Origin of the sequence: Lysinibacillus zambalensis (genome assembly GCF_040183165.1) — a bacterium.
GTDB classification, from domain to species: domain Bacteria; phylum Bacillota; class Bacilli; order Bacillales_A; family Planococcaceae; genus Lysinibacillus; species Lysinibacillus zambalensis.
Map to the genome: position 1 here is coordinate 94549 of NZ_JBEGDG010000016.1, position 21621 is coordinate 116169.

General features: G+C 38.4%; 22 protein-coding genes. 17 read left to right on the top strand and 5 right to left on the bottom strand.

Annotation, left to right across the window (positions count from 1 at the left end):
* Window positions 1–37: 37 nt before the first annotated feature.
* Window positions 38–856 carry a polysaccharide deacetylase family protein gene (locus ABNX05_RS18705; protein ID WP_349661090.1) on the bottom strand — a complete coding sequence of 273 codons (819 nt, stop codon included), beginning with the start codon at window positions 854–856 and terminating at the stop codon, window positions 38–40.
* A 174-nt stretch (window positions 857–1030) separates the two neighbouring features.
* On the opposite strand from ABNX05_RS18705, the gene ABNX05_RS18710 reads away from it, so the two are divergent.
* Genes ABNX05_RS18710 through ABNX05_RS18725 form a run of 4 tightly spaced genes read left to right on the top strand, consistent with a single transcriptional unit; the run spans window position 1031 to window position 3020 of the window.
* A complete protein-coding gene (locus ABNX05_RS18710; protein ID WP_349661091.1) occupies window positions 1031–1684 on the top strand; it encodes a hypothetical protein in 654 nt (217 codons plus the stop codon).
* On the top strand, window positions 1621–2424 hold the full coding sequence (gene recX, locus ABNX05_RS18715; protein ID WP_349661092.1) for a recombination regulator RecX: 804 nt from the start codon (window positions 1621–1623) through the stop codon (window positions 2422–2424). Before ABNX05_RS18710 ends, recX begins: the two co-directional genes overlap by 64 nt.
* Window positions 2421–2750 carry a YfhH family protein gene (locus tag ABNX05_RS18720; protein ID WP_079562722.1) on the top strand — a complete coding sequence of 110 codons (330 nt, stop codon included), beginning with the start codon at window positions 2421–2423 and terminating at the stop codon, window positions 2748–2750. Before recX ends, ABNX05_RS18720 begins: the two co-directional genes overlap by 4 nt.
* The gene (locus ABNX05_RS18725; protein ID WP_349661093.1) at window positions 2751–3020 is read left to right on the top strand and encodes a YfhJ family protein; all 270 of its coding nucleotides are present in this window, start codon (window positions 2751–2753) and stop codon (window positions 3018–3020) included.
* Window positions 3021–3059: 39 nt separating this feature from the next.
* Here the strand turns inward: ABNX05_RS18725 and ABNX05_RS18730 are convergent, their stop codons facing one another.
* A complete protein-coding gene (locus ABNX05_RS18730) occupies window positions 3060–4046 on the bottom strand; it encodes a metal-dependent hydrolase (RefSeq protein ID WP_349661094.1) in 987 nt (328 codons plus the stop codon).
* A 217-nt stretch (window positions 4047–4263) separates the two neighbouring features.
* Here ABNX05_RS18730 and mutY point away from each other — a divergent pair, with 217 nt between their 5' ends.
* The 9 genes from mutY (at window position 4264) to nikC (ending at window position 14544) form a co-directional block, all read left to right on the top strand.
* Window positions 4264–5298, top strand: coding sequence for an A/G-specific adenine glycosylase (gene mutY, locus ABNX05_RS18735; RefSeq protein ID WP_349661095.1), 1035 nt, complete (start codon window positions 4264–4266; stop codon window positions 5296–5298).
* An 82-nt stretch (window positions 5299–5380) separates the two neighbouring features.
* On the top strand, window positions 5381–5557 hold the full coding sequence (locus ABNX05_RS18740; RefSeq protein ID WP_349661096.1) for a gamma-type small acid-soluble spore protein: 177 nt from the start codon (window positions 5381–5383) through the stop codon (window positions 5555–5557).
* A gap of 354 nt (window positions 5558–5911) precedes the next feature.
* Entirely contained in the window at window positions 5912–6460 is a 549-nt protein-coding gene (gene ntdP / locus ABNX05_RS18745) for a nucleoside tri-diphosphate phosphatase (protein WP_349661097.1), read from the top strand.
* A 252-nt stretch (window positions 6461–6712) separates the two neighbouring features.
* Window positions 6713–8437, top strand: coding sequence for an ABC transporter ATP-binding protein (locus tag ABNX05_RS18750; RefSeq protein ID WP_349661098.1), 1725 nt, complete (start codon window positions 6713–6715; stop codon window positions 8435–8437).
* A 378-nt stretch (window positions 8438–8815) separates the two neighbouring features.
* Complete coding sequence (locus ABNX05_RS18755) at window positions 8816–9829, top strand: ABC transporter ATP-binding protein (protein ID WP_349661099.1); 1014 nt, start codon at window positions 8816–8818, stop codon at window positions 9827–9829.
* Window positions 9804–10793, top strand: coding sequence for an ABC transporter ATP-binding protein (locus tag ABNX05_RS18760; RefSeq protein ID WP_349661100.1), 990 nt, complete (start codon window positions 9804–9806; stop codon window positions 10791–10793). Before ABNX05_RS18755 ends, ABNX05_RS18760 begins: the two co-directional genes overlap by 26 nt.
* 21 nt (window positions 10794–10814) lie before the next feature.
* Window positions 10815–12434, top strand: coding sequence for an ABC transporter substrate-binding protein (locus ABNX05_RS18765; RefSeq protein WP_349661101.1), 1620 nt, complete (start codon window positions 10815–10817; stop codon window positions 12432–12434).
* 198 nt (window positions 12435–12632) lie between these two features.
* The gene (locus tag ABNX05_RS18770) at window positions 12633–13637 is read left to right on the top strand and encodes an ABC transporter permease (RefSeq protein WP_349661102.1); all 1005 of its coding nucleotides are present in this window, start codon (window positions 12633–12635) and stop codon (window positions 13635–13637) included.
* Between the two features lie 13 nt (window positions 13638–13650).
* Window positions 13651–14544: a nickel transporter permease gene (nikC, locus tag ABNX05_RS18775; RefSeq protein WP_349661103.1), complete on the top strand. Its 894-nt coding sequence runs from the start codon at window positions 13651–13653 to the stop codon at window positions 14542–14544.
* 356 nt (window positions 14545–14900) lie between these two features.
* On the opposite strand, the gene ABNX05_RS18780 is transcribed toward nikC, so the two are convergent.
* Window positions 14901–15989, bottom strand: coding sequence for an FUSC family protein (locus ABNX05_RS18780; RefSeq protein WP_197143532.1), 1089 nt, complete (start codon window positions 15987–15989; stop codon window positions 14901–14903).
* 341 nt (window positions 15990–16330) lie between these two features.
* Window positions 16331–17617: a glutamate-1-semialdehyde 2,1-aminomutase gene (locus ABNX05_RS18785; protein WP_349661104.1), complete on the bottom strand. Its 1287-nt coding sequence runs from the start codon at window positions 17615–17617 to the stop codon at window positions 16331–16333.
* 131 nt (window positions 17618–17748) lie between these two features.
* Here ABNX05_RS18785 and bcp point away from each other — a divergent pair, with 131 nt between their 5' ends.
* The 3 genes from bcp to perR all read left to right on the top strand — a co-directional run bounded on the left by bcp (window position 17749) and on the right by perR (window position 19860).
* Window positions 17749–18225: a thioredoxin-dependent thiol peroxidase gene (bcp, locus tag ABNX05_RS18790; protein WP_349661105.1), complete on the top strand. Its 477-nt coding sequence runs from the start codon at window positions 17749–17751 to the stop codon at window positions 18223–18225.
* Entirely contained in the window at window positions 18222–19166 is a 945-nt protein-coding gene (locus tag ABNX05_RS18795) for a D-2-hydroxyacid dehydrogenase (RefSeq protein ID WP_349661106.1), read from the top strand. Before bcp ends, ABNX05_RS18795 begins: the two co-directional genes overlap by 4 nt.
* Window positions 19167–19416: 250 nt before the next feature.
* On the top strand, window positions 19417–19860 hold the full coding sequence (perR, locus tag ABNX05_RS18800) for a peroxide-responsive transcriptional repressor PerR (protein ID WP_139377005.1): 444 nt from the start codon (window positions 19417–19419) through the stop codon (window positions 19858–19860).
* Window positions 19861–19885: 25 nt separating this feature from the next.
* On the opposite strand, the gene ABNX05_RS18805 is transcribed toward perR, so the two are convergent.
* A complete protein-coding gene (locus ABNX05_RS18805) occupies window positions 19886–20236 on the bottom strand; it encodes a YgzB family protein (RefSeq protein WP_349661107.1) in 351 nt (116 codons plus the stop codon).
* A gap of 209 nt (window positions 20237–20445) precedes the next feature.
* Here ABNX05_RS18805 and ABNX05_RS18810 point away from each other — a divergent pair, with 209 nt between their 5' ends.
* Window positions 20446–21339, top strand: coding sequence for a nucleotidyltransferase-like protein (locus ABNX05_RS18810; protein WP_079564329.1), 894 nt, complete (start codon window positions 20446–20448; stop codon window positions 21337–21339).
* Window positions 21340–21621: the final 282 nt, after the last annotated feature.

Here is a 21621-nt window from a genome sequence, read left to right on the forward strand (position 1 = left end):
ACGTCCCTGTTCTTTTAATATCATCTCCCCATTATAACTAAGGAGTAGACGATTGCAAAGCGACAGGGAAATCTTCATGTTCTAAAACTAAATCGTTAAGGGATAAAAATGTATAGCCTTGTTTTTTCGCATCGGCAATAAACCTAGGAAGAGCTTCAGCGTTATCCTGAGCAACAGTATGCATTAATATTACGGCACCAGGATGAAGCTGTTCCATTAATGCATTATACGCATAATCTGCGCCACGTCGTACATCCCGTTCCCAATCTTTAAAGGCAACAGACCAGAAAATATGACGATAACCTTCAGCATTTCCTACTTCTAATAATTTCGCATTAAATGTACCTTCAGGCGGGCGAGCATATGTTGTACGTTCAATACCTGTCAATTCACGTAGTTTATCGTCAAGCTTTTTCCATTCTTTGCGCATACCATCGGGCGTTAGTCTCGCCATATTTGGGTGCCCATATGAATGGTTGCCGATCATATGACCATCTTTAACCATGCGTTTTACTAAATCAGGGGCACTTTCTAAATAATGACCAGTTAAAAAGAAGGTAGCTGGTGCGTTTTCTTTCTTTAACGTATCCAAAATGCTTTCCGTAAACCCATTTTCATATCCGTTATCAAAAGTTAAATAAGCAACTTTATTATCAGGCTTCCCTTTATAAATGGCGTCATATTTCTCAACTATCTGATCAAGCTGTGCTCCAGCCTCTGCTTGTTCACCGTTCTTCGCTCGCTTAAAGCCCCAATTGTATTCATCAGATCCAGAGGCCGAAAATGGATTAAAGCTAATTGCCGCGGCAATAATAAAAGTAGCAATTACCGATCCCACTATATGCTGTTTCCACATAAAAACGCATCCTTTCTTTTTTTTAGAATGTGTTATTTGTAAAAAAATTATCCTACTTGATTTCATTAAAAAAGTCCCTTTTAAATGGAGAAATTTAACTTTTTTCAGCAAATGTTTTTTGTACCGAAAGCGTAGCGACAGGTACAGAAGTCTCCCACTTTTATAGGCAGTAAGATGAATGCAGATTTAAGCTGCTTTTCCGCGGGTGTCCAAACATTCGTAAGAGAAATGAATACCCGCGAGAAACGAGGCGAATACCCGCGGAAGAGGAGAGAATACCCGCGGAAGAGGAGAGAATACCCGCGGAAGAGGAGAGAATACCCGCGGAAAAGGAGAGAATACCCGCGGAAGAGAAGGGAATACCCGCGAAAGGAGAGAATACCCGCGGAAGAGGAGAGAATACCCGCGGAAGAGGAGAGGATACCCGCGGAAGAGAAGAGAATACCCGCGGAAGAGGAGAGGATCCCCGCGGAAGAGAAGCCAATACCCGCGAAAGGAGAGAATACCCGCGGAAGAGAAGGGAATACCCGCGGAAGCGAGGTGAATACCCGCGGAAGAGAAGGGAATACCCGCGGAAGAGAAGGGAATACCCGCGGAAGCGAGGCGAATACTCGCGGAAGAGAAGCGAATACCCGCGGAAGAGGAGAGAATACCCGAAGAAAAGAAGTAAATCCCGCGAATCGAACGAAAACCGCAAACCGAGAAAATACCTCAAAAGCAATACTTACGAAAAATGTTATAATGGTTATAGTGAGGTGTTACGAATGCGTGTTATTACGAAGATTGCACGTCAAAAAAACAATCCAGAACGTTATAATATATATTTGAACGAAGAATATGCTTTTCCTGTAGATGAGGCAATTCTCATTCAATTTGGGTTAACAAAGGGCAAAGTGCTTGAGGAATTTGATATTCAGGAAATTGCCTATGAGGATGAGATTCGAAAAGCTTTTAATAAAGGGTTAAATTTTTTATCTTATCAAATGCGCAGTGAGCATGAGGTTAAGAAAAAGCTGCTCTCGTTAGAATTTGGGGAAGCGGTTATTTTAGAGGCTATACAAAAGCTTAAATCGTATGGCTTTTTAAATGATGAAACTTACTCCAAGGCGTTGCTTGATACGAAAAAGGCTACGATGAAAAAGGGACCCAAAGCAATTAGGCAGGACCTTATGAAAAAAGGGATTGATAAAAGCTTACAGGATGAGGTATTGGCTACATATAGTCATGGGGAGCAGGTAAAGCTTGCGACGCAATTGGCTGAAAAGGTCATTCGATCGGAAAAAAAGAAAACGCCAACTCAAATAAAAGCTAAAATTCAAGATTTTTTAATGAGAAAAGGTTATTCTTTTAGTGTTGTTGATGAGGTGCTTAGTCAAATAGAGATTGAGCAAGAGGAAGATGAATGGCAACAGCTACTTGATGTACAAGGCGAAAAAGTTTGGAAAAAGTATTCATCAAAGTATACTGGTTTTGAATTGAAAATGAAAATAAAGCAGGCGCTCTATCAAAAGGGGTTTCCTATAGAAGTTATAGATCGTTTTATAGAAGAGAAGGAGAATGAGGAATGAACGAAAAAAATTATGCTGCGATGTCAGAGCATGAACTACGTGAAGAAATAGCTAGAATAAAGGAAAAAGCACGTAAGGCGGAACAGCTAGGCATTATTAATGAATTCGCTGTATACGAGCGCAAGGCTTTAATGGCTGCAGCTTATTTAGTGGATTTAGATACAATAATTCCTGGAGAAATGTATCGTATTGACGGTTCTGAAAATGAATTTTTCCAAGTGGATTATTTAAAAGGACGTTTCGCATGGGGCCATCGCTTAGGGGGCGAAAAATACCAAGAGGCTTTACCTGTTTCAATGCTATCTCCTGTAAAGGTGGGCAAATAAATGGATGAAAAAATTGAAAAGCTAACAGCTGAGTTACTTGCAAAAAATCCGGAAATGTCAGTAGGTCGTGCACGAGTATGGATTGAGCTTTTATGGAGTGATTTCGAATCGACTTCTGCGAAAGCTGGTTACGCTTATCGTGGTACGGAATACACTGAAAATTTGGTGCGTCAATTAATTGCCAGCTATGCTGATAAACTGCATGCATTTGCGGGACGTAACCCCAAATACGCACATTTACTTGATGCTAGTGATGATATGGTACAATAACAAAACCCTGGCCAAATTATGGCCAGGGTTTACTGATGTTTAATTACTTGCGCCAACTTGTAATTTTTTCTGGAGTTTATCTTCTGTAAAAATCCAGCCTGTGTATGAAGTGATAATCTCATTGTCCTCGTTTAAATGAGCGACAGCCACGAAAGGATAGCGATTATCACTACGGTAACGCAGATCAATTAATCTTACTTCTGTTAAGCCATTTTCGAGTTCAGAAATTTCCCAACGATACAATGGTGAGAATGACACGAATGCAGCGAGATTGGGATCTTTCAATGCTATTTCAATAAGAGGCGTTTTCGGCAAAGGTTTTATTTCGAATTTATCGTAAATATTAACAGCTCGCCCATAAGCACGGCCAACATAATAATGCGTTTTGGATTTTGCTGCAATACGCCAGTGGAAGAATCGCATTGTAGGGGCTACAATAACATACTCTTCATCCTGAATCGTATTATGTACAGCTTTCTTTACAGCCTTTTGGACCGCAAATCGTAAAATGTAGTAAACGATAATTATGAGATACATGATACTAAATGTCCAAACAGGATTAACACCAAATGCCCAAAGCAAAATGCCGATGCAATGTAGTGTGAAAATAATAGGATCAAATGTATTAATGACACCAAGTGCAACCCATCTTCTAGAAAACGGTCGAAGTGCTTGTGTACCATAAGCGTTGAAAATATCAACAAAGACGTGAAGTGCTACAGCTAAAAATGTCCAAAGCCATAAATGAAACACATTTGCGTCTTGAATAATAAGTGCTAAAACCGCTGTAATTAAGATCGGCCAAATAGCTACTGCTGGAAGTGAATGTGTAATTCCACGATGATGTCGAATATAAATTGCGTTGTTGCGCAGCTTTAAAACTGTATCGACATCAGGTGCCTGTGAGCCAATAATTGTACCTGCCATTACTGCGGTAAAGGTCATTGAATGACTTGCTACAACGGGATCAGCTAATGCAAGACCACCGAGGGCTATACCCATAACGAAATGTGTACCTGAATCCAAAAATATCCACTCCTTGTATGCATCTAAATAGAGTACAATTTGCATACATGTATATTTCAATAATCCGTAATACTTGATATTTCTCTATTAAGACTGTTGTGCTAAAATCTTGAAGCTAGAAAATAATGGCGCTTTTTGTCGTTTTAGACAGATGATCTTTTCTTAATTGTATACTCTTTTTATCATAAATAAAATCGTAAAAACACTGGAGGTCACTGTGAATTATCCATATGTAACAGAATTTCGACAATCTTTAGTCGAATGGTTTAATGTTGAGAAACGTGATTTACCTTGGAGGCATACGACGGACCCTTATAAAATTTGGGTATCGGAAGTGATGCTACAGCAAACACGTGTCGACACAGTTATTCCTTATTACAATCGTTTTATGGAAAGTTTTCCAACATTAGAATTACTCGCGGAAGCTCCACAAGAATACTTATTAAAGCATTGGGAAGGCCTCGGCTATTATTCCCGTGCACGCAACTTACAAGCGGGTGTTCGCGAGGTATTAGAAAACTACGGTGGGGTAGTACCCGATAATCGCCATGAGATTTCAAAATTAAAAGGCGTAGGTCCGTATACTGCTGGAGCTATATTAAGTATTGCCTATAATAAGCCCGAACATGCAGTGGACGGCAATGTTATGCGTGTTTTAAGTCGAGTGCTTACTATTCATGATGATATCGCTATTCCAAAGACTAAAAAGATTTTTGAAGAGGCTGTTGAAGAGCTAATTGATCCTGAAAATGCATCGTCCTTCAATCAAGGCTTAATGGAGCTAGGTGCACTTATTTGTACGCCAACTTCACCAAAGTGTTTATTATGTCCGGTTCGGGAATACTGTACCGCTTTTAATGAAGGCGAGCCTGAAAAATTACCTATCAAATCTAAAAAAGTGAAGATGAAGCATCTCACATACGATGTGCTTGTATGCCAAGATGACAAAGGGCGAATTTTATTAGAGCAGCGTCCAGCAGAGGGTTTACTAGCTAATCTATGGCAGTTCCCAATGCTTGAGCACGGTAAAGATTCAATAGATTCTTTTATTAATGATTATGCTATGAATGTTCAATCGCAACAGGATTTGCTAACATTTAAACATGTTTTTTCACATTTAACATGGCATATAAATAGCTATTTTATGAAATGTAATTCAGCAGAAAAGGGCGAATGGCTGACTCCCGAACAAATAGAATTGTTACCAATGTCCGTTCCAATGCTGAAAATTTGGCAGGAAATAAAGGATTAATCTAGAAAATTATTTATATAAAATTTTTAGGCATAAAAGCATTCACCTCGGTACACAATAATGAGCGTGGAGGTGAATGAAAATGAAAAAGCAAAACAACCAGAATTTCCAACCGAATAAAAACATGCAACGTCAAAGTCAAGAATTTGGTTATGAAACAGACGTTAATGAAGTGCAAAAGCAAAATGCTAAAGCTGAGCAGAAAAAATCTCAAGCTTCAGGTAACTTCAATAAAACTAACCAAGATCTTGGTGAATAACACTTTGTAATTGCATAATTGCATTTACCTCTGAGGAGCTGTCTACAATCGAAAAGATTAAAAAGGGCAGCTCCTTTTGAATTTTTATATAGCAAGATAAGAAAATGGTTTAGGTGATAGGGAACTGCTCAGGTAGCTGATTAAACCATGCTCCAATACATGAATTTAAACAAAAAATTCCAATTGGGTTAGTGTTATGATAAAATTTGCTTTTAGTTAACGAAATTTTGTACAAATTTAAAAGAGCGCAGGGAAATTTGTGGTTTTCTAACTACACCTTTCGCCTACACATTGCTATAATATACTAGAGACTGCTAGATTAAGGTAGCATAGACGAAAAGGTGGGCTTCAAAGATGGCAATACCGGTAGAAGGAGAAACGATACAAATACATAGTTATAAACACAATGGCCGTATCCACCGTGTTTGGCAAGAAACAACGGTTTTAAAAGGAACAAAAAATATCATTATCGGTGCGAATGAGCGGACACTTGTGACAGAATCCGATGGTCGAACGTGGCTAACGAGAGAGCCTTCTATTTGTTATTTCCATGCGGAGTACTGGTTTAATATCATTTGCATGCTACGTGAAGATGGTGTGTATTATTATTGTAATCTAAGCTCACCATTTGTTTTCGATAATAATGCCATTAAATATATTGACTATGATTTAGATATTAAAGTTTTCCCCGATATGTCTTATTCACTCTTAGATGAGGATGAATATGAGCTACATCGTAAGGAAATGTCTTATCCAGATGTCATAGATAAAATTTTAAAGCGCAATGTCGATAAATTAATTAGCTGGATTCAACAAAAAAGAGGCCCCTTTGCACCTGATTTTATCGATGCCTGGACAAGTCGATATAAGTTTCAGCTCGATATGCAAGCAGATGATTATTAGTTGCACCTATTAGTTTTACTAATAGGTTTTTTTTATTGGGAAATAAGTATTAAAGTTGATTGCAAAATAGTTCGTGACAAAGCTAAATTAACTGTATTTAAAACAAAATATTGCTATAATACGTTTGGGCATTCATTTTGTGGATGTCTGTTTCTTTTTATGTACGAAGTGATACAAGGAGTTCTCCTTGCATTTGCTAAACATGGTTTTTGATAAGGATGTGATAATAAATTGGGTAGTATAAAACGTTATATGAGATTTGTAAAACCATATACATGGGAAATAATTTTAACGATTTTAATTGGTATAGTGAAGTTTGCGATTCCGTTATTTATTCCATTACTCATAAAAATTGTGTTAGATGATATTATTGCTGGAGATCATTTAACGGATGCAGAAAAGACAAAAGAATTGTTTTATTGGTTAGGTGGCACGATCATTGTATTCTTTATTATTCGACCACCGATTGAGTATTACCGTCAATATTTTGCTCAAAATGTCAGTAACAAAGTGCTTTTCGATATTCGAAAACAAATATATGCACATTTGCAGCGACTAAGTTTAAGATATTATGCCAATACAAGAGCTGGCGATGTGATTTCAAGAGTGATTAATGATGTAGAACAAACAAAAAACTTTATTATGACAGGCCTGATGAACGTTTGGCTGGACCTTGCGACAATTGTTATTGCAATCGGTATTATGTTTGCTATGGATGTTAAGCTAACGCTAGTAGCATTGATTGCTTTCCCATTCTATGCGTTTAGCGTAAAGTTCTTCTTTGGCAAGCTTCGGTCTTTAACACGTAAACGGTCACAAGCACTAGCTGGGGTGCAAAGTTACTTACATGAACGTGTAGCTGGAATGAGTATTATTAAAAGCTTCACGCTAGAAAAACATGAGCAAAAGTTATTCGATGAAGCAAATGGAGAATTTTTAGAGAAAGCGCTGGATCACACGAGATGGAATGCTAAATCGTTTGCAGTGGTGAATACAATCACGGATGTAGCACCACTCCTAGTCATTGCTTATGCAGGTTATCAGGTTATTAATGGACCTCTTTCAATTGGGACGATGGTTGCCTTTATTGCCTATATCGAACGACTTTATGGTCCACTTCGTCGCCTTGTAAGTTCATCAACAATGTTAACACAGTCCATTGCATCAATGGATCGAATGTTTGAATTAATAGATGAACCTTATGAGATAAAAAACAAGGCCAATGCGTTAGAGCTACCTCGGATAAAAGGTGAAGTTCGTTTTGACAATGTGAACTTTCAATATGAAGAAGAGGGCTCACAAATTTTAAACAATATTAATTTTACAATTAATCCTGGAGAGACAGTTGCGTTTGTAGGAATGAGTGGTGGAGGAAAATCAACTATCATTAGTTTAATTCCTCGTTTTTATGACACAACGAGTGGCACCGTATGTATTGATGATTATGATGTGCGTGATGTATCTCTACATTCATTACGCTCACAAATTGGAATAGTCCTACAAGATAATATTTTGTTTAGTGATTCCGTAAAAGAAAATATTTTAATGGGCAAGCCAGATGCTTCTGATGAAGAGGTTATTGCTGCGGCAAAAGCAGCGAATGCACATGATTTTATTATGAGCTTACCAGATGGTTATGACACAAAGGTTGGGGAACGCGGAGTGAAGTTATCAGGTGGACAAAAGCAGCGGGTAGCGATCGCTCGTGTGTTTTTAAAAAATCCTCCTATTTTAATACTAGATGAAGCAACCTCTGCATTGGATTTAGAAAGTGAGGCACTTATTCAAGAATCATTGGATGTACTTGCACATGAACGTACGACAATAATAATTGCTCACCGACTTTCTACGATTACACATGCAGATAAAATCTTTGTTATAGATCATGGACAATTAATTGAAAGTGGTACGCACGAGCAATTAATGCAAAAAGAGGGCACCTACTTTAGTTTATTCCAGGTACAGCATTTAGATTGATACATCATCATAATGTGTGGTTGATTTCCGTTCCGGCTGAGCGCTTTCCTGGAGTTACCCAGCCTCCGCTCAATTTATTCTCGGGACATACGTTTTAACAAAAGTGTCATCTCTATATTTTAGGAATGAGTCAATAATCTAAAAATAGCCTTCCGTTTAAGTATAAAAGGAAGGCTATTTTTTTGTCTTATTTATAAATTAGTATTAATTAATAAGACATTATTAATATAAAACTCGAACGATGTAGAAAATCTATGTTTATTGCAGAACAATTATGATTGAAAGAGCGATGTTTTTTGGTTAGAATTATCTGAAAATAGGGAATTAAGTGATAGTTATAGTGATTAAGTAAAAATATAGGACGATGGGAGATTGATCATGAGAAAAAAGCTGCTAGAAATAAAAGGCCTACAGACAACCTTTTTTACAGATGATGGACAAATTCCTGCCGTAGATAATATTGATTTTTCTGTTCATGAGGGAGAAATATTAGGGATAGTAGGGGAATCGGGGAGTGGAAAAAGTGTTACATCCCTGTCCATTATGGGGTTAATACCGTCACCGCCTGGAAAAATAACCGGGGGAGAAATACGGTTAGATGGCAAAGACCTCATAACATTATCTGATAAACAAATGCAGAAAGTTCGTGGGAAAGATGTGGCGATGATTTTCCAAGAACCTATGACATCCTTGAATCCTTTGTTTACAATTGGGGATCAGCTAAAAGAAGCGATTTTAATCCATAATCCAAAATGGTCGAAAAAAGAAGCCTTTGCAAGGGCAGTTGAAATTATGAAGCTTGTAGGTTTACCTCGTGCTAAGGAATTATTAAAAGATTATCCACATCAGCTATCTGGGGGAATGCGACAACGGGTCATGATTGCGATGGCGCTTGTCTGTGATCCGAAGGTGCTGATTGCTGATGAGCCGACTACTGCACTAGACGTTACGATTCAAGCTCAAATCTTGCAGCTGATGAAAGATTTAAATAAACGTTTAAATACAGCTGTTTTATTAATTACGCATGATTTAGGTGTTGTGGCAGAAACATGCGAGCGAGTGATTGTGATGTATGCAGGTCAGATAGTTGAGGAGGCGCCTATTCAGGAGATATTCGTTAATCCGAAGCACCCTTATACACAAGGACTTATTAAGTCTGTACCAGATATGCGTTATAAGAAGGACAACCTTTACTCTATACCAGGCAGTGTACCAAAACCCGGAAGTATTCAGGTAGGCTGCCGTTTTGCAGCACGTTGCGAATTTGCGATGGAACGCTGTGTACAAGAAACGCCACCTTTATATGAAGCAGGAGAGCAGCATAAATCAAGATGCTTTTTACTAGAGAAACAGGAGGTGGAGCAACATGTCGAAAACTTTATTGAAAGTTGATGGTTTAAAAAAATACTTCCCCATTCGGAAGGGGGTCCTTAATAAACAAGTTGGGGACGTAAAGGCAGTAGATGATGTTTCCTTTGAAGTTTTTGAAGGAGAAACATTAGGTATTGTAGGTGAGTCCGGGTGTGGTAAATCAACGACTGGTCGACTTTTAATGCGATTGCTTGAGCCAACTGAGGGCAAAATTGAATTCGCAGGAAAGGTGATTTCTGAATTATCCAATAATGAAATGCGCAAGGCCCGTAGAGATATTCAAATGATTTTCCAAGATCCTTATGCCTCTCTTAATCCTAGACATAATATTGGGAAGATATTGGAGGAGCCTCTTATTGTTCATGGAATGGGCAATGCAAAAGAACGGAAGAAGAAAGTGTTAGAGCTTCTCGAAATTGTTGGGTTAAATGAATATCATGTGAAACGGTATCCACACCAATTTAGTGGTGGTCAAAGGCAGCGTATCGGCATTGCCCGTGCACTGATGACGAATCCGCGCTTGATTATTGCGGACGAGCCTGTCTCTGCTCTTGATGTATCTATACAGGCTCAAGTATTGAATTTATTGCAAAACCTACAAAAGGATTTAAAGCTAACTTATATTTTTATCTCCCATGATTTAGGGGTTGTACGCCATATTAGTAATCGTGTAGGTGTGATGTATTTAGGGAAATTAGTGGAGATGACAGCAAGCGAAGATTTATATGCTGAGCCACTTCACCCGTATACACAGGCGTTGCTATCCTCGGTACCTGTTCCAGATCCTACGTTTGAACGTGAACAGGTTGTTATTTCTGGAGATATTCCGAGTGCTTCGAATCCACCAAGTGGTTGCACTTTCCATACAAGATGTCCATTTAAAAAAGAAGAATGTTCTCAAGTAGTTCCGAAAATGCAAGAGGTGAAACCTGGTCATTATGTTGCTTGTCATCTTTACGATGCAAACCAACATTCAATGATATAAAAAAACTTAGGGGGAAATCGAATGAAGAAAAAAAAGCTTTGGACTTTGGGTGTAATGCTTATCCTTGTTCTCTCGACAATCTTAGCTGCTTGTGGCGGTTCAGATTCTAAGGATACGGGTAGTAAAGATACATCAAGTGGTGGTGACTCAACTAGCAGTAGTGAACCAAAAACATTAGTATATGGTCGTGGTGGCGATTCTACTGCACTTGATCCAGCGACAGTAACAGAAGGTGAATCGTTTAAAGTTACCGTTAATATCTATGAGACTCTAATTAACTTTGGAGAGAACGATGTAACGCTGCACCCAGGGTTAGCAAAATCTTGGGAATCTTCAGAAGATGGGTTAACGTATACTATGCAACTTGAAGAAGGGGTTAAGTTCCATGACGGTACTGACTTTAATGCTGAAGCAGTCGTGAAAAATTTTGAGCGCTGGAAAGCTGGTGGTGCTGATAAATTCCCATATTACGCTTCTCAATTTACGGTAAACGAAAAGCCAGTAATTGAGTCAATCACTGCTGATGGGGATTATAAAGTTATATTTAAACTAGCTCAGCCACAAGCACCATTCTTGAAAAACTTAGCGATGTCACCATTTGCTATTGCTTCACCAACAGCATTTGAAAAGGATGATGAGGCACTTAAAGATCATCCAGTAGGTACTGGTCCATTTAAATTTGTAGAGTGGAAACGAAATGATTCTATCACTATTGAGAAAAACCCTGATTACCGTATTGCAGATTTGCCGAAATTAGATAAAGTTATTTTCCGTTCTATTCCAGATAATTCCGCACGATTCAATGCATTAACTAACGCTGAGGTTGATGTAGTTGATGGCTTAAGTCCATCTGATAAAGCTTCAATCGAATCAAATGCAGATTTACAATTAATCGAACGTCCGTCTATGAATGTTGGTTATCTTGGATTAACAGTAACTCGTCCACCGTTCGATAATGTAAAGGTTCGTCAAGCCGTAAATCATGCAATCGATAAGCAAGCATTAGTAGATGCATTTTATGAAGGCTTAGGCGAGACAGCAAAAAATCCGATGCCTTCAATAATTGCAGGCTACAACGATGAGGTTGAAGGCTATGACTATGATCCGGAAAAAGCAAAAGCATTATTAGCTGAAGCTGGCTATGATGGTAAAGAAATCGAGCTATGGGCAATGCCTGTACCACGTCCGTACATGCCTGACGGTCAAAAAATTGCAGAAGCTATTCAGAAGAATTTAGCAGATGTTGGTATGAAATCTAAGATTGTAACGTTTGAATGGGCTACCTATTTAGAAAAGGCGGAAAATGGAGAGGCAGATGCGTTCTTACTTGGTTGGACAGGTGATAACGGGGATGCAGATAACTTCCTTTACACTTTATTAGACGGAGATAATATTCATTCTAACAACTATACATTCTATGACAACAAAGAAGTTCACGAATTATTTGTTGCAGCACAAACTGAAATGGATGAGGACAAGCGTAATGACCTTTACAAGCAAGCGCAAGTGATTATCTCTAAAGATGCACCATGGGTTCCGCTTGCTCACTCTACGCCAATTTTAGCTGCTAATACTAAAGTTACAAACTATGTTGCACATCCGACAGGTTCTGACCGCTTAGATACAGTAGATGTGAAGTAGGTTTAAACGGCTATCCCAACAGGTTTTAATTTAAGAAGAGAAGAAATTTTAAAGAATCTGCTTGCTTTCTGCGGGTAAGCCGTAGAAATCTAGCGGATTCTTTTGTTGGTGAAAGCTGACCCTTTCTACAGTATGTGTAAAGACCTCAATGCTTTTCGTGCAAAAGTATATTATGAAAATAACAGAGGGGTGAAAAAAATGCTTCACTATATGGGGAAACGATTATCTCAACTAATCCCAGTTTTGCTTGGAATGACTTTCATCGTCTTCATGTTAATTCGTGCAATTCCTGGTAATCCAGCACAAGTAATTTTAGGGCAGCAGGCAACGAAAGAAGCGGTCGAAGCGTTAAACGCAAGTTTAGGATTAAATAAGCCGTGGTATACACAATATTTTAGTTATTTAGGTGGCATTTTTCAGGGGGATTTAGGAGTATCATTACGTACTAAATTACCCGTATCAGAGGAAATTTTCCCGTATTTAGCGGCAACAGCTGAGCTAGCGCTGTTTGCCATGATTATTGCAGTGATTGTTGGCGTGAATGCAGGCATTATTTCTGCATGGTTCCAAAATTCTTGGTTCGATTATGTGGCAATGGTAGTTGCTTTAGTCGGGGTGTCTGTACCAGTTTTCTGGCTCGGTTTAATGGAACAATGGGCTTTCAGTAATCAGCTTGGCTGGTTCCCGACATCTGGGCGAGAAGATGTGCGAGATCCAATAACCGCCATTACTCATTTTTATTTACTAGATACGCTCATACAAGGCCGCTTTGATCAATTTACTGAAGTAGTAAAACGATTAGTATTACCAGGCATGGCTCTTGCGACAATTCCAATGGCGATTATTGCAAGAATGACTAGGTCGTCTATGCTTGAAGTAATGCGCTCTGACTATGTACGCACCGCTAGAGCAAAAGGGCAAAAAATGTTTATTGTTGTTTATAAGCATGCATTGAAAAATGCAGTTATCCCAGTGTTAACTGTCATAGGGTTGCAAACTGGATTGCTACTAGGTGGTGCTATTTTAACAGAGACAATTTTCAGCTGGCCTGGAATTGGTCGTTATATATATGATGCCATTGGCTTCCGTGACTATCCTGTTATTCAATCAGGTATTTTAGTAATTGCTTTTATTTTTATCATGATTAACTTAATTGTGGATTTACTGTATACAGTGATTGATCCGCGGATTAAGTACAAATAGGGGGGAAGCAATAATGACTGGAGCCATGGATGTAAAAACAGAAGCAGCACCAAGGCGTGAACGAGCGGCAGGTCCTTGGAGAGAAGGCTGGCGTAGCTTTAAAAAGAGCAAAATCTCCCTGGTAGGTGCAGGTATTGTACTATTTTTTATTTTTCTTGCTATATTTGGTCCACAGATTGCTCCTGAAGGAATGAATGAACAAAACCTTTCGATGCGTTTATTGGCACCATCAAGTGAGCATTGGTTTGGAACGGATGACTTTGGTCGGGATATTTTCTCTAGAGTTATTCATGGAGCCCAAATTTCTTTGAAAGTAGGCTTTTTATCGGTTATTCTTTCTGTTATTGTAGGTAGTTTCCTTGGCATTATTGCGGGGTATTATGGAAGATGGGTTGATACGATAATCTCGCGTATTTTCGATATTTTGTTAGCATTCCCTAGTATTTTACTAGCGATTGCGGTAGTAGCAGTACTTGGACCATCATTACAAAATGCACTGATTGCCATTGCTATTATTAACGTACCGAATTTTGGGCGCTTAATTCGATCGAAAGTATTGAGTGTTAAAGAAGAGGAGTATATCGTAGCAGCAAAGGCGATTGGAATGCGTGACTCGCGAATTTTGTTCTCGCATATTTTGCCAAACTCGATGACGCCAATCATCGTACAAGGAACACTAGCGATAGCGACAGCAATTATTGAAGCGGCAGCACTAGGCTTCCTTGGATTAGGAGCTCAAGCACCTGCACCAGAATGGGGGAAAATGCTGGCGGATGCCCGCGTATATTTATTAAAGGCACCGTGGACGATGATTTTCCCAGGCTTAGCTATTATGTTAACGGTTCTCGGTTTTAATCTCATGGGTGATGGCCTACGTGATGCGCTTGATCCGAAAATGAAAAGCTAATAAAAAAGGGCGAAGAGATGGACATCGTGCCAACTCTTCGCCCTTTTTAGCTAATCAATTATTCCTTGGCATAATTGCGTCCGGAATTGGCTTTGTACTTAGGCCTGCACGAGGGCCGACACGATGTCGGTCATTTTGGTAATGCCACAGGACGTGGCGTTTTTACCGATGCAGGTCAGTTAGCCGTTATCGCATGGATGCGATGGTTTTAGGCGGCTAACATCCCCTAAGAAATCATTTACGATTCCGTGACATCCGCCGGAGGCTTTAACTTCTGTAGCTGACGCTTCCTTTCCCTACAAAAACACTTGTACCTATCGCTTCGCTTTCGGTCAAAAGACATCTGCTGAAAGAAGTTAAACAAATTCCTCTTCAAATTCCACATTGATTTCATGACCATGATGAGTTTGATACGACACAATGAGCGTATCCAAATGCTCTAGGTTTTCTTCGTAATCTAAAATACGCGATAAAATATAAAGCAAGTGATAGCTCGAAAATTCTGTATCGCCTTCGTCATGCGCATAACTGATCTGCTTGATGAATATTTCCATTAACTCGTTACGTTGAACATAATCGATGTTTTTACTCCACTCCGAATGTTCGGGCTTTAATTTCCCTGTGTATTTTAACAGTAGCTGCTCATGGTAAGTTAGGAGAAAATCAAGCCGCTCTTGAATCATTAAATGGAATTGTGTCGGGAGCTGTGCTAATTCGTTTTCATGATTATGAAGACGATGAAGAAGCTCTAAACTTTTCTTCGACGTTGTGATCATTTGACGATACACAACTAATTTACGTCCTTTTACAAATTTTTTATTTTTAAAGTAATTACGCTCTTCCTTATAAAAATCATACAGTGTATCAACACGTTGCATACGAGACTTAAATTTGCTTAATGCTTCTTTAGTAGAAGTATGCTCAGATGCTTGACGAACAGCAAGTCGCGTCCATCGAATGATATCATCTTGTAAAAAGTAAATCTTACGGAATAGCTTTACTTCATATTTGGGCGGTAGGAAGAACAAGTTGACAACAAATGCTGCTAATACCCCAACTAATATGGTAAGAAAGCGAATAAGACCAAATGTAAGAAAGTCATCTCCTTGAATCTCCATAATAGCTACAACAGTAACAAGTGCTAGAGATAACGACTTTTCAAGTTTAAATTTCAACATAATACCGATAGCAACAATGACTGCAATGCCGATTGCTACTACATGGTGACTAAAAAGTAGGCCAAAAATGACCGCGATGGTAGCTCCTATAATATTGGCTTGTACTTGCTCCACAATTGTTTGATAGGAGCGATAAATAGATGGCTGAATCGCAAAGATTGCTGCAATTCCTGCAAAAACAGGTGAAGGAAGCTCTAGTAACTCAGCGATAAATAGTGCAAACACGATGGCAACACCAGTTTTAAATACACGGGCACCTAATTTCATAGAAAATGGATGTCCTTTCTGTCTAAAATTTTAACTACTTGAAGTCTCCCACCTCAATAGGTGGATAGATAAATAAAGACTTAGTTGCTTTTCAGCAGGTGTTCAAACATCATCTGTACCTGTCGCTATGCTTTCGGTACAAAAGACATCCGCTGAAATAGAGGGACTTAGGCTGCATAATTAATGCTTCTTTACATTATAGAAGGAAGTGCTCATAAAATACATAGATTTGTATGTCCATTTAAAGAAAAAGACGACTCGCATGGGAGTCGTCTTTAAAAGTTAGATAATCTAGATGCTATTATAAATTGCGTTACGCACTAGGCGTTTAGCCTTTACAATTACAATTGTGAAAATGCAATATCTACAGCTTTGATTGTTTCAACAATATCAGCTTCTGTATGCTCTGTTGTTAAGAACCATGCTTCATATTTTGATGGTGCTAAATTAATGCCTTGTTCAAGCATTAATTTAAAGAAGCGTCCAAAGATTTCACCGTTTGAGTTTTCAGCCTGCTCATAGTTTTCTACTTTCACATCTGTAAAGTAAATAGTAAGAGCACCTTTAAGGCGATTAACAGTAATTGTTACGTCGTGTTTTTTGGCTGCAGTCAGGATACCTTCCTCTAAAATAGCTCCAAGACGATCCATTTCATCATAAATACCTGGAGTTTGTAATACTTCTAGGCAGGCAATACCAGCTTGCATGGAGGCAGGGTTTCCTGCCATTGTCCCCGCTTGATAGGCAGGACCTAGTGGAGCAACTGTATCCATAATTTCTTTGCGGCCGCCGTATGCACCGATTGGTAAACCACCACCGATTACTTTGCCTAGCGCTGTTAAGTCAGGTGTTAAGCCTAACAAGTTTTGGGCACCGCCGTAGTGGAAGCGGAAAGCAGTAATAACTTCATCGTAAATAGTTAAGGCACCTTTTTCCTTCGCTGTAGCATGCACTAATTCTAAGAAGCCAGGGTTAGGTTCTACAATACCGAAGTTCCCAACGATAGGCTCTATTAAAATGGCTGCGATTTGATCGCCCCATTTTTCCATTGCTTCTGTAAATGCTTCAGGGTTGTTAAATGGTACTGTAATTACTTCTTCGGCTGTTGAAGCTGTAACACCTGCTGAGTCTGGCGTACCTAATGTCGCAGGACCAGAACCAGCAGCTACTAATACTAAGTCAAAGTGACCATGGTAGCATCCAGCAAATTTCATAACTTTCGTACGGCCAGTATAAGCACGTGCTACACGAATTGTTGTCATGACAGCTTCTGTACCAGAGTTATTAAAGCGCACTTTATCCATAGATGGCATTGCTTCTTTAAGCATTTTAGCAAAAGTAACCTCGTATTCAGTTGGAGTCCCAAATAAAGTGCCATTTTCAGCTGCGTGTGTAATAGCCTTTGCGATATGTGGGTGACCGTGACCAGTAACAATAGGACCATAAGCTGCTAGATAGTCGATATAACGGTTGCCATCAACATCCCAAAAATAAGCACCTTTCCCACGAGCCATAGCAACAGGTGAACCTCCGCCGACTGCTTTATAAGAACGAGAAGGGCTATTTACACCACCAACGATATGCTGTAGCGCTTCTGCGTGTACTGCTTCAGATTTTGTGTGATTCATATATATTGCCTCCTAAATCTTTATACTTCATCTATTGTAGACCTATCAGTGCAAGAAATCCAAAGAAATTAAGGGATATGATTTGTTTTGCTATTTAGAGTAAAATAAAGCGTACAGAGGAGGAGATTGATATGGCTTTAATAGAAGGTAAAAAAGCACCGGATTTTTCCCTTATGAATGAAAAAGAAGAAGTAGTAAAGTTAGCGGATTTTAAAGGACAAAATGTTATTTTATATTTTTATCCTAAAGATATGACACCAGGTTGTACTACAGAGGCTTGTGACTTCCGTGATAAGCATGAGGATTTTAGTAAATTAAATGCAGTTGTGCTTGGTATTAGTCCTGACGAAGCTAAAAGGCATATCAAATTTATAGATAAACATGGATTACCGTTTTCACTATTAGTGGATGAGGATCATGCCGTGGCAGAGGCATATGGAGTTTGGGTGCTGAAGAAGATGTATGGACGTGAATATATGGGGATTGAACGATCAACATTTTTAATTGATACAGAAGGAAATTTGATAAAGGCTTGGCGTAAAGTACGTGTAAAAAATCATATTGAAGAAGTATATACATATTTAGCAGAATGGGAGGCGAAGCAATGAGAATTTATTTTACGTTTGAACCAAGACCAGATTTACGTGAGCCACTAGTAGAAGAATTTCCACAAGTGGATTTTGTTTTTGAAAATGGTTTATCAAATAATGAGCTACAAGAAGCGGATGTGCTTGTGACATATGGTGAAGATTTAAATGATGAAAATATTCAGTATGCGACAAAGGTTAAATGGATTTTTGTAGCTTCAGCGGGAATCGAAAAAATGCCAGCTCAAGCCATTATTGACCGAGGAATAGTAGTTTCGAATGTGCGTGGCATTCATAAAACGCCAATGGCAGAATCAATGCTTGCTCATATTTTAGCGATTAAGCGCGCACTACCATGGGTGTATGAACAGCAGAAGAAAAATGAGTGGTCAAAAAAAGCGAAACAAACCGAGTTGCGAGATAGCACAGCACTTATTTTGGGGCCTGGAGCTATTGGCTCGGAAGTAGGTCGCTTATTGCAAGCTTTTGGTGTTGCGACAATTGGCTGTAACCGTTCAGGGAACGAAGCGGCATATATGAATGAGATGGTGAGTTTTGATCAATTAGCCGAAGCTTTACCTAATGCTGATATTGTTATTTCAGTTTTACCTAAAACAGAAGAGACGACACATTTATTGAAAGCAGACCATTTTAAAGCGATGAAAAATGACGCCATTTTTATGAATTTTGGTCGTGGGAACTTAGTAGAAGAGACTGTTTTGATGCATGCCATTCGAACAGGTGAAATTGGTTACGCTGTTTTAGATGTATTTGAACAAGAGCCTTTAGCTGCGGATCATCCAATATGGACTTTGTCGAATGTCATTGTGTCTCCGCATATTTCAAGTCACTCATCTCGCTATGTTGAACGTAGCTTAGCGATTTTTAAGCCGAATTTAGAGAAGTGGTTACGTGGTGAAACAGATGTAGAAAATAGGCTGGATTTATCAAGAGGTTATTGAAGCAACAATCCTAAATCAATTATGCCTCGGCATAATTGGTCCGGAATCGGCTTTGTACTAACATCCTTTGCGAACTCCTTTCCGATTTCCGTGACATCCGCCGAAGGCTTTAACTTCTTTCAGGTGTTTGAATACCCGCTGAAAGAAGTTAAAGTGAAATGTGTATGAATGTTGACAGAAGTAAGTTAAATTGGATACACTAATTATAACTATTATCAATTAATAATCTTTATGGAAGAGGTGCATGACGATGTCTGAAATGCATTTACAGGATGCACTTGACACGTTGAAAACAACTGGTGTTCGTATTACTCCTCAGCGTCATGCTATTTTGGAATATTTAATTCAAACAATGGCACATCCAACTGCCGATGAAATTTATAAAGCACTTGAAGGGAAATTCCCGAATATGAGTGTAGCGACTGTCTATAATAACCTTCGCGTATTTCGTGAAGTTGGTCTAGTAAAAGAGCTAACTTTCGGTGATGCTTCAAGCCGCTTTGATTTCGTTACAAACGATCATTATCATATGATTTGTGAATGCTGTGGAAAAATAGTCGATTTTCATTATCCTGGTCTCGACGAAATTGAACATTTTGCATCACAAGTAACAGGCTTTGATGTGCATGCGCATCGTTTAGAAATTTACGGCACTTGTCCATCGTGTAAAGATGTATCTGCAAAAGTACAATAAAAAAACCCTAGCTCTTATCGAAGGGCTAGGATTTTTTTGCCTTATTATAAGATTGGTCGAACTCTTTTCCTTCTAGAGTTGGATCCAGTGTTAATGGTTCATTGCAGTACATACACATATCTACACGGCCTAATACTTTTGTGTACTTATGGCAATTAGGGCATACGACTTGAACGGCTCGTGTTGAGAGCAATCCAATCCAAGCATATACGACTGTACTACCAATAATACAAAGTACACCAAGGGTCATGAAAATTAAGACTAGAATAGGATTGTTTTTAAAGAAGATTCCCCCATACATAACTACAAAGCCGATAAAAATAAGTGCTAATGCGAATGAACGGATTTTATTAATTTTATTTTTGTAAGGTTTCATTTATCATCTTGCCTCCCAATCTAAAATCTACTATAACATATAAGAACAAAGTATTTTAACTTTGATAACGTGGAAAGAAGGAATACTTTTAGAGTATGTCGAAATTTTAACGAAATCAATCTCGCCTTGGCGTAATTGAGTCCGGTGAAAATCCGTCACATCCACTGAACGAAGATAAAAGGTTACAAGCAAATAGAGGGGGACTGAACATGGAACAAGTTTTACGTCCAATATATCAGGAACGTGCAAGTCAGTCGAATACACTAGGCGTTATTTTAGTGGAAAAACGAGAGGAACAAAGTAATGTTACAGATACATTTGATACAATCTTACTTATTATCGTAAAAGAAGCAGAACAGCCAGTCTTTACGAAACACTACCTATATGAAGGAAATAAAGTAGCTTTACATACGGTTACTGAGAAAATAATACGAAAATGGTTGCTTATTGGCTCGAATAAAAAAGTGGTCGATTGGATTTTCTTTGGAAGAGTATTATTTGATCGTAATGAATTTCTTCATAAATTAAAAATTGAATTACAGGAGTTTCCGTTTAGTGGTCGTAAAATCAAAACTGGCATTCAATTTTCAAAATTAATTCGTCGTTACTTAGAAGGAAAAGAATACTTTGATAAAGGTAGCTATCTTGATGCTTATAATCATGTAGTAGATTCGTTACATCATTTAGGCCGTTTATCCATTATTGATAGTGGACTTTATCCTGAAGTAACTGTTTGGGCACAGGTGAAAAAAATAGAACCAGCGATTTATAAATTGTACGAGGAGCTCGTTACAAGTACTGAGCCAATAGAGAAACGATTAGAGCTATTGTTTTTAGCGAGTGAGTTTTTAATACATTCGCGTACTCGAGACGGCGCTCAGCATATTTTAGAAGTCATGCAAACAAAGGATACTTGGACTATTCAGGAATTGCATGATCATGGTGAGCTCATGAATTACTCAGTAGATTTAGAAGTATTTGTAGAGTATCTAGTGGACAAAGGTTATATTCAAATTGAACCGATCGTTGCGAAAAGTGAAATGATATTCCACCGTCATTATAAGGTAAATAAAGAAGCTCTAGAAATGGAGCAAGGACTGTAGTATGCTAGTTATCGAGGTATGAAAAATACCTCGATATTTTTTATAAAAAAGTTATTGACTTTTAATTAGTTGATATTGTATTATATTAATTGTCGCTAAGACATAATAAAAAAACTCAACGAACGAAAAAAACTTTTAAAAAAAGTTGTTGACATGAATTGAGTTAAATGTTAATATAAAGAAGTCGCTGAAAAACAACAGCGGCAAAATGAACCTTGAAAACTGAACAAGCAAAACGTAATCAATAAAGTTTTTAGTAACTAACCTTGAGTTGGTGAACGA